The organism is Gluconacetobacter liquefaciens, assembly GCF_003350405.1.
Lineage (GTDB): Bacteria > Pseudomonadota > Alphaproteobacteria > Acetobacterales > Acetobacteraceae > Gluconacetobacter > Gluconacetobacter liquefaciens.
Genome location: NZ_QQAW01000001.1, coordinates 644,000 through 658,889, shown reverse-complemented (window position 1 = coordinate 658,889; position 14,890 = coordinate 644,000). Strand labels below are relative to the sequence as shown.

Annotated in this window: 13 protein-coding genes; 5 read left to right on the top strand and 8 right to left on the bottom strand. The window is 62.5% G+C overall.

The genetic code is table 11. From position 1 onward, the window contains the following. Positions 1-56: 56 nt before the first annotated feature. The 3 genes from C7453_RS02915 to C7453_RS02905 form a co-directional block, all read right to left on the bottom strand. Positions 57-452: a c-type cytochrome gene (locus tag C7453_RS02915; protein ID WP_114725808.1), complete on the bottom strand. Its 396-nt coding sequence runs from the start codon at positions 450-452 to the stop codon at positions 57-59. Further along, complete coding sequence (locus C7453_RS02910) at positions 449-2,038, bottom strand: flavin monoamine oxidase family protein (protein WP_114725807.1); 1,590 nt, start codon at positions 2,036-2,038, stop codon at positions 449-451. The genes C7453_RS02915 and C7453_RS02910 overlap by 4 nt, the downstream gene beginning before the upstream one ends. A gap of 229 nt (positions 2,039-2,267) precedes the next feature. Next, positions 2,268-2,810, bottom strand: coding sequence for a flavin reductase family protein (locus C7453_RS02905; protein ID WP_174788011.1), 543 nt, complete (start codon positions 2,808-2,810; stop codon positions 2,268-2,270). A 142-nt stretch (positions 2,811-2,952) separates the two neighbouring features. On the opposite strand from C7453_RS02905, the gene C7453_RS02900 reads away from it, so the two are divergent. The 4 genes from C7453_RS02900 to C7453_RS02885 all read left to right on the top strand — a co-directional run bounded on the left by C7453_RS02900 (position 2,953) and on the right by C7453_RS02885 (position 5,978). Beyond that, the gene (locus C7453_RS02900) at positions 2,953-3,357 is read left to right on the top strand and encodes a CidA/LrgA family protein (RefSeq protein ID WP_170143093.1); all 405 of its coding nucleotides are present in this window, start codon (positions 2,953-2,955) and stop codon (positions 3,355-3,357) included. Then, positions 3,354-4,073, top strand: a complete 720-nt coding sequence (locus tag C7453_RS02895; protein ID WP_114725805.1) for an LrgB family protein — start codon at positions 3,354-3,356, stop codon at positions 4,071-4,073. The genes C7453_RS02900 and C7453_RS02895 overlap by 4 nt, the downstream gene beginning before the upstream one ends. A 97-nt stretch (positions 4,074-4,170) precedes the next feature. Beyond that, positions 4,171-4,770: a TetR/AcrR family transcriptional regulator gene (locus C7453_RS02890; protein ID WP_114725804.1), complete on the top strand. Its 600-nt coding sequence runs from the start codon at positions 4,171-4,173 to the stop codon at positions 4,768-4,770. Positions 4,771-4,820: 50 nt separating this feature from the next. Further along, on the top strand, positions 4,821-5,978 hold the full coding sequence (locus C7453_RS02885; RefSeq protein ID WP_114725803.1) for an iron-containing alcohol dehydrogenase: 1,158 nt from the start codon (positions 4,821-4,823) through the stop codon (positions 5,976-5,978). A 100-nt stretch (positions 5,979-6,078) separates the two neighbouring features. Here C7453_RS02885 and C7453_RS02880 read toward each other — a convergent pair whose 3' ends face one another. Further along, on the bottom strand, positions 6,079-7,557 hold the full coding sequence (locus C7453_RS02880) for a peptide MFS transporter (RefSeq protein ID WP_114725802.1): 1,479 nt from the start codon (positions 7,555-7,557) through the stop codon (positions 6,079-6,081). Positions 7,558-7,658: 101 nt separating this feature from the next. Between C7453_RS02880 and C7453_RS02875 the strand changes: the two genes are divergently transcribed. Further along, positions 7,659-8,708 (top strand): alpha/beta hydrolase family protein, encoded by a 1,050-nt coding sequence (locus C7453_RS02875; protein WP_245948725.1) that lies wholly within the window; start codon positions 7,659-7,661, stop codon positions 8,706-8,708. A 54-nt stretch (positions 8,709-8,762) separates the two neighbouring features. On the opposite strand, the gene C7453_RS02870 is transcribed toward C7453_RS02875, so the two are convergent. The 4 genes from C7453_RS02870 to C7453_RS02855 all read right to left on the bottom strand — a co-directional run bounded on the left by C7453_RS02870 (position 8,763) and on the right by C7453_RS02855 (position 14,747). After that, positions 8,763-10,298, bottom strand: a complete 1,536-nt coding sequence (locus C7453_RS02870; RefSeq protein WP_114725800.1) for a globin-coupled sensor protein — start codon at positions 10,296-10,298, stop codon at positions 8,763-8,765. Positions 10,299-10,635: 337 nt separating this feature from the next. Next, positions 10,636-11,499, bottom strand: coding sequence for a polyphosphate kinase 2 (gene ppk2, locus C7453_RS02865; RefSeq protein ID WP_371858485.1), 864 nt, complete (start codon positions 11,497-11,499; stop codon positions 10,636-10,638). Between the two features lie 158 nt (positions 11,500-11,657). Next, a complete protein-coding gene (locus tag C7453_RS02860; RefSeq protein ID WP_174787966.1) occupies positions 11,658-13,073 on the bottom strand; it encodes a carbohydrate porin in 1,416 nt (471 codons plus the stop codon). A gap of 63 nt (positions 13,074-13,136) precedes the next feature. Next, on the bottom strand, positions 13,137-14,747 hold the full coding sequence (locus tag C7453_RS02855; RefSeq protein WP_371858484.1) for an inorganic phosphate transporter: 1,611 nt from the start codon (positions 14,745-14,747) through the stop codon (positions 13,137-13,139). Positions 14,748-14,890: the final 143 nt, after the last annotated feature.

The window sequence follows — 14,890 nt, the reverse complement described above, 5'->3', positions numbered from 1 at the left end:
CCATCACAGACGCCATCGATATTTTCGAAACACCCCTCGATCAGACAAAAAATTTCCTAATGATCGTCCACCTTTTTCGACCCCAGCATCGCTTCCACAGCCTGGGCATCGAGCGCATCCTGATAATGATTGCCGAAATGGGTCCGCACATAATTCACCACCGCCGCAATCTGCGCCGGCGACAGAATGTCGGAAAACCACGGCATCCCCCCACGCCCCTGTGCCACGATGGTCGCAGGATAAGCCGCTATAGCCAGACGGGCATTATGCGCCAGCGCCGGCACCTTGCCCGCCCCGATCGCACCCGTCCCCCCCTTCATATGGCAGGCCTGGCAGATCTGCCGGTAAATCACGGCCCCTTCGGCAACGGGCCCCTGCGTCTGCGCGCACGCCGGGCCGACTGTCCCCCAGGCACAGGCCAGCAGCAGCAAAATCCGACCAGGCCACCTCATGCGGCGGTCGCACGATGATGAAGTTGCCGGATAGCATCGAGCGATGACAGCAAAGCCCCCTCCTGCCATCCCGCCATATAGGAGGCATGATCACCGGCCAAGACGATTCTTCCTTCCATGGCCACCAGATTCTGATAATGCGCAGCCCGGTCGGCCTCGCCCCAGCGCGCGCGGCACCCCAGCATCCACGGCACCCGGCTCCACGCCACGGATGCGCCGCTCATGAATTCCTTCCGATATTGCGGATGGATTTTCTCACCTTGCTTCAACGCAGCCTCAATGCGCTCTTCCGGCGTCATCCCGGCCAGGTCGAACCCGCCTCGTCCCAGGGCAAACGCCCCCAGCAGAACCGCCGGTCCGGAGGCATGAAAATTATCATTAGGGTAGGAGACTAAAGCGATTTCCTGATCCGTGAAGCTGATTCCACCATAGATCGCCTCGTCCTCCTCCCAGAACCGCCGGCGAAATTCCAGTCCGATCTTCGCGTGCGAGGCATAAGGCACGGCACTGATCGCGGCCGTCTTGGCCGCCGAAACCTGAATATCCACCTGCGAAAGAATGCTCAGCGGCAGCGTACAGACACACCAGTCCGCCGTCGTTTCATGCACCGCCGCCGATCGCGTGTCCGCCCACCGAACCGTCACGCCCTTTTCATCCTGGGCGATCGCCGTCACTTTGGCATTCAATGTGATCTGGTGCGGCAGACGGCTGGCAAAGGCCTTGCCGATCATATCCATACCCCCGACCGGCTGAAACATGGTCGGCTGCATGTCATAGCTGGTGAAGAACTTCATCGTCTTCCACACGACCGGGTCCAGCACGTCATGAAACGGCAGCAGGTCGGATGGCAGCGGCGCGCCATCGGCCCCGGCACCCGGCGGGCGGGCATAGCTGCGCTGTCCCGATACATGCAGGCCCTTGCGATAGGCGAGGGAATCGTCAAGCGTCCCCCACCCTTTCAGGGCCTCCATCAGCCGCTCGCGATCCTCCTGCGTCACGGCATGATCAAGCCCGCCCGTATTGATCGCGGTGGCCAGCAACGACGCCACATTGCCGTGGAAATCCGCCGCCACATCCCGGTAACGCTGCGGCCGGCCATCGAACGCATGGGTGGCATGGACGAATGCATTATTGTTGAACTGGATAAACGGCTCCAGCCGGACATTGAAAGCCCGACAATAATGCAGGATGGCGCGATGATGATGCGAAATCCGCCACGGACCAGGGTTCAGATAGTTGCCGGCCGTAAACCGTACCGTCTGCGCAGCACCACCCAACTCGGTATAGGTATCACCCCCACGCAGGGTCCAGTTCCGTCCACCGGGGCGGTTCTGATATTCCAGCACCTGCACCGCATAGCCGGCCCGCTCCAGTTCATACGCCGCCAGCAAACCCGCCAGACCAGCCCCCAGCACCACCACCCTGGCACCACGAGGCGCCCCGGACAGATCGGGCACGCCGGCAAATTGCGATTCCGCCGCATGGCCAAGTGCCGTCATCGCCTGATACAGCGCCCCCGCACCCGCGATCAGGCCAATGGCCCGCAGCATATCCCGCCGCGTAAAGGCAGTCTGGCCCGTCGTCATCCTGTCCCGTCTCTCCTGCCGCCACAGCATCAATGCGATACCGTTATGACAGAGCCGAACAAGGATTGTCAAAATTCGATTGGCCTGGATATCTCTTTTGTTTTCTGTCTTTTGAAAAAAAGAACAGAAAACTTCAATTCGGCCAGGGACCCTATGCCTGGGACATAGGATGTCTCTGAATGAGAGAAAGCCTTTGTGTTTCTCTATGCTTCTAAAAAAAACACCTCTTTCAAAGACCATCAGGCAACTTCGAGCGCATCATCTCCCGTCGGTCGATCCTCCGCCCATCCACGACGAAGCTGCCGTCGCCAATCGCGTGGATCATCCGCCGCTCCCGCCGCCCGGCGTCCATATAAGCTGCCACACCTTCCAGCACCACGACGCCGTAGCGTTCTATGAAATCGACCACCCTGCATTCGATATGCGCCAGGCACTGTCCGATCAGCGGCGCCCGCACATGCCCGGCCTTTTCACGCACCAGACCGAATTTCGCAAATTTGTCGGTATCCTTCCCGGAGCAGGTCCCGATCCCGACGACGGTATCGATCATGTCCACCGTCGGGATCGCGATCACGCATTCCTTCGTGCGCTGCAAGGCGGCGAAGGAATAATTCCATGGGCCGGTCGTCAGGGCGAAGGAGGCGGAGAAATCCAGCACCATGGTCCAGGAAATGGTCATCACATTGTCCCGGCGGCCGTCATGTGTGGTCACAAGCACCACCGGCCCCGGTTCCAGCAGCGTGAATGCCTTGCTGATCGGCAGTTCGTCCACGGCTGATATCCCTCCGCTTGCGCCGCACGATAGCACGGTTTCCCTCGCCTGATGCGGCATGCAGCGGTCTCCGCTGTCGCATTTTCGCGATCATGTTGTTATCCCCTCCGGGACCGGTCCTCCTGTGAGGGGACCCGCACCAATGGAGACCGCGATGCCATCGGCGATGCTCATCCTTATCGGATGCCAACTTCTGGGGGAATTACTGCGCACCACGTTCCACTTCCCGGTTCCCGGCCCGGTCATCGGCATGTTCCTGCTGGCCCTGGCACTCGGCGTCCGTGCGAAGCGAACCGGCCAGGACATGACACCCGCACCGCTGAAACCGGCAGCCGAAAGCTTGATCGCCAATATGGGCCTGCTGTTCGTGCCCGCCGGCGTCGGAATCATCGCCGAGGCAGGTGTAATCCGCAAAGAATGGCTGCCGATCATCGTTGCCGTGGCCGGTTCGACCATCCTCAGCCTCATGGTAACAGCGTTGGTCATGCACTGGACCCTTCCGCGCACGTCCGCCAATCCCGCCGATCGTGAAGGAGGCATGTCATGAGCGCCGCACTCCATCATCTCTGGACGCCGCTCTCCGCCACCCCGCTGCTGTGGATGGTGGTTACACTGGCGGCCTATGTCATCGGCCGCCAGGTCCAGAAGGCATGTGGAGGGTCCCCCTTCGCCAGTCCGGTCCTGATTGCGATCCTGATCGTAGCGGCGACCCTGCTGGGCACCGACACGTCCTACGACACCTATTTCGCTGGCGCGCAGTTCATCCATTTCCTGCTCGGCCCGGTCACGGTAGCGCTGGCCGTGCCGCTGGCCGAGAATTTCGCACTGGTCCGCCGCCACCTCTCCAGCATCGGCCTTGCCCTGCTGGCCGGGTCGCTCACTTCGGTCCTCAGCGGCGTGGGCCTCGTCTGGCTCCTGGGCGGTTCACGCAGCGTCGCGCTGTCCATGGCCCCCAAGGCCGTCACCACGCCGATCGCCATGGCGGTTTCCGACCAGATCGGCGGCGTGCCCGCCCTCACCGCGTCGCTGGCAATCCTGGGCGGCATCCTGGCGGCCATCATCGGCCGGCATATGCTGGTGCGCTTCCAGATCGCCGACTGGCGCGCGCACGGCCTCGCTGCCGGCGTCGCCGGCAGCGGCATCGCGGCTGCCCAGGTCGCGGCCCTTGACGAAGTCGGGGCCGCCTTCGCTGCGCTCGGTATCGGGCTGAATGCCCTGCTGACCGCCGTGCTGGTCCCGTTGCTGGCCACTCTGTGGCATTGAAGCCCGGCCGAACACGCGCGCTGGCAACAACCCAGCGCGCATTTCATAAAGCGACATCCCACTAGCCGACCGGTCTAATCCCGGATAACCTCCCCACATGAACGCAGCCTCCGCCCATCATGATGTCCGGCGCCATATTCTGGATACGGCGCGCCCGATCATCGGCAGCAAGGGCTTCTCAGCAGTCGGGCTTAACGAGATCCTCGTCGCGGCAGAGATCCCCAAAGGCTCGTTCTATCATTACTTCGCTTCGAAGGAGGCTTTCGGCGAAGCGCTGCTGGAGCAGTATTTTACAACCTATCTCGCCCGCATCGACGCGCTGCTTGAACAGCAGGACGGCACCGCCGGCCAACGTTTCATGGCCTACTGGATCCAATGGCGCGACGCCCATGTGGCGGGCGCGGTCCACGACCATTGCCTGGCCGTGAAGCTCGGCGCCGAGGTCTGCGACCTGTCCGAGCGGATGCGCCTTATCCTGCAAGACGGCGCCAGCGCCGTGGTCGACCGGCTGGCCCGTTTCATCGCGGCCGGCCAGCAGGACGGCTCGCTGCCCGCGATGCAGGATGCCCGCCCGCTGGCGGCATCCCTCTACCAACTCTGGCTGGGGGCGACGCTGCTGGCAAAATTCACCCGCGACAGCCATCCGTTCGACGACGCCATGGCAACCACCCGCCGCATGCTCGGCCTGCCTGCCTGACCTGATATTCCGCCGGACGGGCAGCCCCGCCCCGGCGGCAAGGAGACACCATGCAGAATTTCGAATTCTACAACCCCACCCGAATCATCTTCGGCAAGGACACGATCGCCCAGCTTGCCGACCATGTTCCGGCCAAAGCACGCGTTCTGGTCCTGTATGGCGGCTCCAGCGCCGAAAAGAACGGCACGTTGGCCGAAGTCCGCGCAGCCCTCGGTACGCGCACGGTGCGCGAATTCGGCGGCATCGAAGCAAACCCCACCTACGAGACCCTGATGCGCGCGGTCGCGACCATCCGTGCGGACGGGCTGGATTTCCTGCTGGCGGTCGGCGGCGGATCGGTGATCGACGGCACCAAATTCGTCGCCGCCGCCGTCAATTACAACGGCGACGCCTGGGACATCCTGCGCACCCATGGCAGCGACGTCAGCGAAGCCCTGCCGTTTGGCAGCGTCCTGACATTGCCGGCCACCGGCTCGGAAATGAACAGCTTCAGCGTCATTTCCCGCACGGAGACGAAGGAGAAGCTCGCCTTCGGCAGCCCCCATGTCTTCCCGCGTTTCTCGGTGCTGAACCCGACCAAGACCTATACCCTGCCGGTACGGCAGGTCGCCAACGGCGTGGCCGATGCCTTCACGCATATCATGGAACAATATCTGACCTACCCGGCCGGCGGCATGGCGCAGGACCGTTTCGCCGAGGGGCTGCTGCTGAGCCTGGTCGAAATCGGGCCGCAGGTCATCGCTAACCCGCATGACTACGACCTGCGCGCGAACCTGATGTGGATCGCGACCCTGGCGCTGAACGGCCTGATCGGCGCCGGCGTGCCGCAGGACTGGGCAACGCACATGATCGGCCATGAACTGACAGCCCGCCACGACATCGACCACGCCCGCACGCTGGCCATCATCCTGCCGTCCATGCTGCGGGTCCGCAAGGACGCCAAGCGTGGCAAGCTGCTGCAATATGCCGAACGGGTCTGGAACCTGCGCGACGGCACCGAAGACGAACGGATCGAGAGCGCGATCGAGCGCACACGCGCTTTCTTCGAAAGCCTGGACATCCCCACCCGCCTGTCCGCCTACGGTCTCGGCACCGAGACGATCGACGGCGTGATCGGCCAGCTTGAACAGCACGGCATGACCGCCCTGGGCGAACACCAGGACGTCACGCTGGACGTCAGCCGCCGCGTTCTGGAAGCCAGCCTCTAGAGCATTTCCACCGAAAACCGGTTCGGTGGAAATGCTCTAGTTTATTGCTTTTACGAACATCTCCACCTGTTTGAATGCACGCATTCAAACAGGATCTGCTCTAAGCGCCCACATGCTCATGGTCCCATCGTCGCGTAAGCGGTAGCAACGCCGCGAACAGGACCGTGATCACACCGGCAGCGATGGCTAGGGTCAGAAACAGGCCGGCATACGCCGCAGCCCCCGCCGCAGGCTGCGCGGGGGCACCGGCCGCCAGGTTGGCGACCATGCTGCCCACATACATCGCCACCCCCATCGACAGCAGATACGACCCCATCATGAATCCGCCCATCGCGGCCGGTACATAGCGTGCAATCACCGCCAGCCCCAGGCCACCGACCAACAGTTCACCCACGGCCAGGGCGCCATAGGCTGCGATCATGAACCAGGGTGACACCAGCCCCGTCCCGCCCGAGAGCGCACCCAGCCACCAGATCACGAACGCCAGCGTCACCAGGCTGTAGCCCACGACGAATTTCCGCGCGATCGGCAGGTCGCGCCCCTGCCGGGCAAAGCGCCGATAGAGAAAGGCCAGGATTGGGCTGGCACCCATGATCCAGATCGGGTTGAGGGCCTGGAACTGACCGGCCGACATATGAAACAGCGTCACCCCGCCCAACGTCACATCGCCGCGCACCGCACGCAGGGCGAACAGGGTCAGCGAGGTCGCCATCTGCTGGTAGAACACGAAATAGAGCATGCCCTGGATCGAGAGCATATAGGCCATCCGCAGCCCCGGCCGCTGCGCCGGCGCGGCACGACGATAGATCAGGGTCCACATGACCAGAACCGCCAGTGCGGCCAGCCACACGCAATCCCGCGCCAAGACGGGACGGTCCAGAATCAGATGCAGCCCCGCAATGGCCGCCACGATGCCCAACAGCAGAGAGGCCACCGGCCCCGCCGCCAACGGCGCGAAATCAGGCGCCGAGCCAACATGACGCAGCCGGCCGCGCAGGGCGGTATAAACACACAAACCAAACAGAAGCCCGGCGGAACAGGTGGCAAATGACACGGCCGGACCGAAATGGTCCTGCAACAGGGGCGTAAGTAGGATCGACGCAGTCGAACCGACATTGACGGCCATGTAATAGAGCGTGAACGCGGAATCGAGTGCCGCATCGTCACCCTCATAAATCCGACGAACCAGATTGGCGGCATTGGGCTTGAAGAATCCGTTGCCGGTCGCGATCAGCGCCATGGCCACCGTCATCAGCCCGACATGAACCGTCGCCACCGCCAGCGTGGCATAACCGCCCATCATGCAGGTGGCCCCAAGCAGCATCGCCCGACGCGACCCCAACACTCGATCCCCCAGCCAGCCGCCAACGACCGGCAGGGCGTAGGCCATGGCTGCGAAGGCCCCCATCAGCAGATTCGCCCGCGCATCCGCCATGCCGAGCTGCCGCACCATGAACAGCAACAGCACGGCCTGCATGCCGTAGTAACCGAACCGCTCCCACAATTCGATCGCGACCACGACAGCGAAGGAGGAAGACCGCGTGGACCGCGACGAAACGGAAGAAAGTTCAGACGGCATGCATTTCCTGACAGATGACTAAAACGGGTCTTAGATTTCCGTTTTCAATAGACTGTTCATCCAGCCGGACAAGCGTAAACGTTTCGTAGGCGGGCGGGAGCATGACGCATCCATTCGGCGCGGGAACGCGGGCAATGCACTGCCGCCACTGGCCGGCCCTGTCCGATCTCGGCATGTTGGCCCCAGCCGGAACGACAGGCCGGATCGCCCCACGGCATGACGAGAAAGGATCAGGGATGGAACAGAGCCAAGCCGGCGCACAAAGCTCCGCCAAGCATGCAGTGGGCTATCGTGGCCTGACGATCCATGACGGGGTGCAGGATGCGGAGATCCCCCTGGCGATCCTCTATCCCACCACCGGCATACCGCGCCCGTGCCGCTTCGGCCCCTACCACTTACCCCTCGCCGAAGGAGCGGTAGAGGGGCGCGACCGCCCACTGATCGTGCTCTCCCACGGCAACGGCGGGTCGCCCTGGGTCTATCGCGATCTGGCAATGGCCCTTGCCGCGCGCGGCTTCGTGATCGCCATGCCGAAACATCCCGGCAACAGCCTGAACGACGACGCGCTGGCCCGCAGGCTGGCCAATCTGGAAAACCGTCCCCGCCATGTCTGCCTGAGCATAGCCGCCGCCTTCGCAGACCCGGTAGTGGGTCCGGCCCTGCGGCCCGAGCGCGTGGCACTGATCGGCCACTCCCTGGGCACTTACACCGTGCTGGCGGCAGCGGGCGGCCAGCCCTGGAGCGGCGGCCGCGGCCCCGAAGACCCACCGCGCCGCATCGCGGTCACGCACGACCGGCGCGTGCATGCCCTGGTGCTGCTGGCACCGGCCACCGGATGGTTCCGCGCCCCCGGCGCCCTGTCGGCGATCCGCTGCCCGATCCTGATACGCACAGCCTCCGAAGACGACGTCACCCCGCCGGCATTGGCCGATATCGTAATGCAGGGCGTCCCCGATCCGGCGCTGGTCGATAACCGCTGCGTCCCCGGCGCGGGGCATTTCTCGTTTCTCAGCCCCTTTCCCGCGAACATGGCCCGCCCGGATTTCCTGCCGTCGCAAGACCCGCCGGGCTTCGACCGCACCACCTTTCAGCACGTCATGGCGGAAGAAATCGGCGCCTTCCTGCACCGGACGATGCCGGACCAGCCATAAGCGTAACCGTCATCCGCTGTAGTATCGCTATCGGCGGCCCGTCGCCGCGACGGCTCACTCCGTCCGGATCAACGCCAGCCTGGGTTTCTGTCGCGCGAACACAGGCCGCATCTCGCCTGCCGACAGGGTGAACCCCGCGACCATCCGTGTCAGTTCGTCGGATGTCGCCACCAGATTGCGCACTGCCGAGGCACTCGCCTCGGCGACGGCCGCGTTCTTCTGGGTCGTCTGTTCCAGGCCACCCATGGCGATGTTCAATTGGCTAATGCCGGCCGACTGCTCTTGCGTCGAAGCCGAAATGGTCGACACGACATCATTGATCTGCTGCACCTGCGACATGATGCGCCGCAACGCATCGCCCGCCTCATGCACCAGCGCCACCCCAGCTTTCACCTGCCCGCCCGAAAGATTGATCAACGCGGAGATTTCGCGGCCGGCATCGGCCGAACGCTGCGCCAGTGCGCGGACCTCGCTGGCTACCACGGCGAAGCCACGGCCGACATTCCCCGCCCGAGCCGCCTCGACACTGGCATTGAGGGCCAGAATATTGGTCTGGAACGCAATCTCGTTGATGATCCTGATAATGCCCGCCATTTCATGCGAGGACTTCTCGATCTCCGAAATCGCCTCGATCGTGCCATGCACCACGCTTCCCGCATGCTCGGCATCGCTGCGCGCCATGTTGGCCATCTGGCTGGCCTTCAGCGTCTCCTCGGCCGTCTTCGTTATCCGTTGCGTGATCTGGCCCAGCGCCGCCGACATTTCCTCCTGCGTCGCGGCCTGCTGTTCGCTGCGACGGGACAGGTTTTCTGCCCCCTGGCGGATTCCGTCGGCATTCGACACAATATCCGTCGCATTCACTGCAATCTTGCCCAGACTCTGTTCCAGCGTTTCGGCTGTCTGGTTGAAATGCGCCTTCAGCGCATCCAGGCGCTCCGGGATCTGGCCGCCTTCGATGCGGTGGGTCAGATCACCATTGGCCAACGCTGTCAGCGCATTGCCTATGATCTCGATCACCTCGCGATCCTCCTGGGCGCGGCGATCCTGTTCCGCCTGCATCTCGACGCGCGCCTTGTCGATGTTGGCCATGTAGGACGATATCGTGAGGTCGATCTCCATCAGCACCGCCTTGCACAGGCTGCCGATCGTCTCTCCCACGTTCCGCGCCACCCGTGACGAGGTCCGGGAGAAAAATCCACCCTGCGACAGCATGTCATCAATAAGAGACTGGACGAGATGGTTGAGGATGATCCCGTAGCCGCCGATATACAGGCTCGGATCCAGCCCGATGCGGGCATGCACCGAACCGATCGCCTGGACCTTCTTCACATATTCGTCATCAAACCGTGCGCCGGAAATCCGTTTCCAATGCATCTGCTGAGCATGTTTGGCGTGCTCGATCTGCGATTCGGAAGAAAAGAAACTTCGTGCCTTCGGTGTGCGACGAACCTGAGCATAGAATTTATCAAGGGCGGGCGACACTTCCCGATCAATGAGAGTCTGAACAGATCGGATAGAACGAAAGTCATTTTCGTTCATCTCAACGAAATCTTGTCTGGACTTGAAGTCAGACAGATCATGATTGTTCATAATTATTTCTCTCTTATGTAAGACTGAGAGTTGCCGGAAACGAGCATTCCATTTGGACTCCCATAAATTTAATATTCAGATAACGGGAGTCGTTTTAGGTTATGTCGTCCTGCTCTTTATCTTCCTCCGGGAAAAAATCCCTCCCGCCCCCTTCATAGGGGAGCGCTATGTTATTGATGAACAGCTTTCTTCAAAACCCTTTTGTCTCAGGATGCTGGCCTGCGTTCTGAAGGAAGCAACTCAACAGAAGATACAAGGGTATACAAAATCGCTCCACGCTTTCGGAGCAGCGCGAACGCGGGGGCCTGTGGATCTCCCCCGCGTCCGGCGTATCGCGTCAGTAGCGCGACGGAACGATCATGGCATCCGGGGTCGGCTGCCGTTCATAGTCGGGATGATGGACGCGCTCAGGCAGAACTACGTCCGGCTTCGGCACCGGCCCATAGGGCACGAGCGAGAGCAGGTGAGCGATGCAATTCAGGCGCGCGCGCTTCTTGTCCACCGCCTGCACCACCCACCAAGGGGCTTCGTCAATGCTGGAACGCTCGAGCATCGTCTCCTTCACGCGGGTATAATCTTCCCAACGGCGACGGCTTTCCAGATCCATCGGGCTGAGTTTCCACTGCTTCAGCGGATCTTCGATCCGCGCGCGGAAACGAGCCTCCTGTTCGTCATCGGTGATTGAGAACCAGAACTTGACGATCTGGATGCCGCTGCGGACGAGCATGCGCTCGAACTCAGGCACCGAACGGAAGAACTCCTCGTATTCATCCTCCGTGCAGAAACCCATGACACGCTCGACACCAGCACGGTTGTACCAGCTCCGGTCGAACAGAACGATCTCACCCGCCGCTGGCAAATGAGCCACATATCGCTGGAAATACCATTGGGTGCGCTCGCGGTCGTTGGGGGCCGGCAGGGCGGCAACGCGACACAGGCGCGGATTCAGGCGCTGGGTGATCCGCTTGATTGCACCACCCTTGCCGGCGGCGTCCCGTCCCTCGAAGATCACGACCAGACGATGGCCTGTCGTTTTCACCCAGTCCTGCAACTTGATCAGTTCGCCCTGAAGACGAACCAGTTCGCGGAAATAGACGCGCCGGAACGCGCGATCGGCTGCATCGAGTTTCCCCCCGATGGCCTCTTCCTCCAAGGTGAGTTCGAACTCCTCGTCCAGATCGTCGATGAGCTCGCGGCGCATCTGCACACGCTCGCGTTCCTCCGCCGAAAGGCTGTTCAGATCCTCATCGTCCATTGTCGCTGTCTCCTCCGCCGCGCGCCATGCGCCGCATCCGCCGGAATAGGATTTCCAACAGGGAAACACCTTGAAATTTTAATGAAATCCATACCGTCAGCTTCTCAGAACGTGGTGGTCATGTTCACGCCCAATACAACACCGTTACCGATCGCCCGGCCGGTCTCCGGGTCGAACGATGTGCCGCCGACATGCCAGAAATACTGAAAATCCGGTTGAACGATAAGATACGGAGTTACGGCCGCCTGATAGGTGGCCTCAATATGCTGTTCAGACTTCAACGCACCGGCCAGACTGGTGCCCAGACGCATGGCGTCATGCGCATTCCCAATCGCCCTGCTACCGTAAAATCCGGTTCCCCAGGCGAGACCGATCGTATCGTCGGTTCGGCCCGGAACCAGACCATCTAATGTCATGCCCCCCTGTATTTCGGTCGAATACCGATTGCGCGAGCCATCATTGGCGGTGGCGCGCACGAACAAGCTGATCGTCTTGCTTGATCCCGGCATGGCCCGCCAGATCATCTGGTCGGCCACCACGTACATCATCCAGTTGTCGTGATGATAGAGCGGCTGACCTGTGCTGTAGGGCGAGGCCAGCAAGCCGCCATGGCTATCGTATCGCTGATCGGGGAACCGCCCGGTGTCGTAGAGCCCGCCAAGCTTCCACGTCCCTGGCAGGCTTGGTGCATCCTTGCCGCCAATCCAGGGGGCGACATCGGCTGAAAACTGGGCTTCACCGATGAACAGCGTGCCACCGCTGGTCGAAAACGCCGTACCCGAGGGGTCGCGCTGCGTGGGTGCCTCATTGCTGTAGAACGGACCGCGCGTCGGGTTGTCATCGGTAACGGCACCCATCAGCACCAACGAGTCGATCGGCGTCCATTTCGCCCGCATCCCCAGAGCTGAGAACGGCCAGGATGGCCCTCCGGAATACAGGTTGCTGGAAGTGGAGAGCGGCCAGCCGAAACTGGAGTTGAGGAAGAACGAAGCATTCTGGCTGACGAGAAACTCCGTATCGAGGTCGATCGACCCCACGCGGACATCCAGCCGGTTTGCAAAGAAGCCCTGGCCGTACCAGAGTTCGAACAGCCGGGTCGAACGCCCCGCATCATAGCCGCTGACGGCATTCACCGCACCCAGTCGCTCGCCCGTCAGAGATCGGCCGCGGATCTGCAAGGCGCTGACATTCAGTAACCCGTCGGGCCAGCCGAAACCGCGCTGGGTATCGAACATCAGGGTCATGGCGGTCATGCCGTCATAGGTGGGACCGGGGTGAAGGCCACCGGCGGCCAGGCCCCATAGTTCCTCGACATCCTGCATGTTGATCCGGATGCCGTGACGGGCCAGCCAAGGTCGCGCCCCGGCCGCCTCGCCCAGAAGCTCGCTATCGGTGTCTTCGGGAGGCTGCACTTCCATCGGCGTCGGCGGAGGCAGCGGCACGCCCGAGGGCAGAATATCGGTTACCTGCGGCGTGGTGGCGGCCAGAACGCCGCCACCTGCCGTCAGGGGACAAATCATGGCCAGAACACCCGCCACACGGCACAGAACCGGAGGGGGTAATCTGACCGTCATGGCCTCGGATCAGAAGACATGCCTCAGAATAAAGAAGAGTACGCCGCTGATCAACATGGCGGCAGGCAGGGTGATCACCCAGGCCATGGCCATGGTACGCAGCGTCCGCCACTGCAGGCCCGAGCCCGCCGCCGCCATGGTGCCCGCCACGCCGCTGGAAAGGATATGGGTGGTGGAGACCGGCAGGCCATAGCCCTCGGCGAGGCCGATCGTCCCCATCGCGACCAGTTCCGCCGAAGCACCCTGCGCGTAGTTCAGATGCGTCTTGCCGATCTTTTCGCCCACGGTGACGACGATACGCTTCCAGCCGACCATCGTACCCAGGCCCAGCGCTACCGCGACGGCAACCTTGACCCATGTGGGGATGAAGCGCGTGCCCGCGTTAAGCTGCCCCATGAAGTCCTTCAAACCGGCAGCCTCGGCTCCTGCGAAGGCATTGGTCTTGCCCAGCACGCGGATCGCATCCGACACCAGATACATGTCGGTGCGGACGTTCGGCACCTGTGCGGCGGGGATGGCGTTGAGAGTGCGGTAGCCTTTGACCGAATTCGCGATGTCGTCGGAGAGCACGGCCAGCGCGCCATAGACCTGTCCATCCGCAACAGCCCGGTCGCGCAGTGCCGCCGTTACCCGCGCACGGGCCGCCGCCACATCATCGGCATCGGTACCCGCCATGTGATGGCGGAAGATGCCCGCGGCGTCACCGGCCGACTGGACGAAAGCCGGCATCGCGGTTTCCGGCATCGCGCGGTTGAGGGCGTAGGCGGTGGGTGCTGCGCCGATCAGGATGAGCATGATCAGACCCATGCCCTTCTGCCCGTCATTACCGCCGTGGAAATAGGAAACGCCGGTGCAGGTGCCGATCAGCAGGCCGCGAATCCACAGCGGGGGCGGCTTGTGGCCTTCGGGCGTCTCGAACAGCGTCCGATTGCGCACGAGGACGCGGAACAGCCAGAACAGCGCCATGGACAGTACGAAACCGCAGAGCGGACTGAACAGCAACGCACTGAAAACCTTGGACACTTGCGACCAGTCGACGCCGTAGGTGGCGGCCCCGGCGGGCGCCATCAACTGGTTGGCGATGCCCACCCCCATGATCGAGCCGATCAGGGCGTGCGAGGAACTGTTAGGTACCCCCATCGCCCAGGTCGCGAGGTTCCATACGATCGCGGCAATCAGGAGCGCGAAGATCATCGCATATCCCGCGCCGCTGCCGACCTGGAGGATGAGTTCGACCGGCAGCAGCGTGACCACGCTGTAGGCGACGGCACCGGAGGAGACCAGCACGCCCAGAAGGTTCCACATGCCCGACCATACGACAGCCACCATGGGCGGCATGCTGTTGGTGTAGATCACGGTCGCGACCGCGTTGGCCGTGTCGTGGAAACCGTTGACGAATTCGAAGCCCAGCGCGATCAGCAGCGCCAACGCCAGCAGGGCGAAGGCCCCGATCGCCAGTCCGTTCTCGCCGGCCGCCCGCAGGTCGGCCAGGACGCTGTAGCCGACGAACCCCAGCGCGCACGCCAGCACGGCCAGGAAGAATATCCTGAACGCGGGGGTTCCCCCACTCTCCATTCTAGGACGCAGAAAATGACTGCGCGGTATGGTTGTCTCCGACAAGGCTTCCCCCCCTTGGCCAAAAAGTGCTGTGACAGCGCGACACTCAGCGGAAAGTCCGGCCCAGAAACAGTGAAGTTATTTTGAAAGGGGAACCCTGCCCCACGCACGGAGCGGCCTTTCCGTGCGATATCCGGAGGATGGCC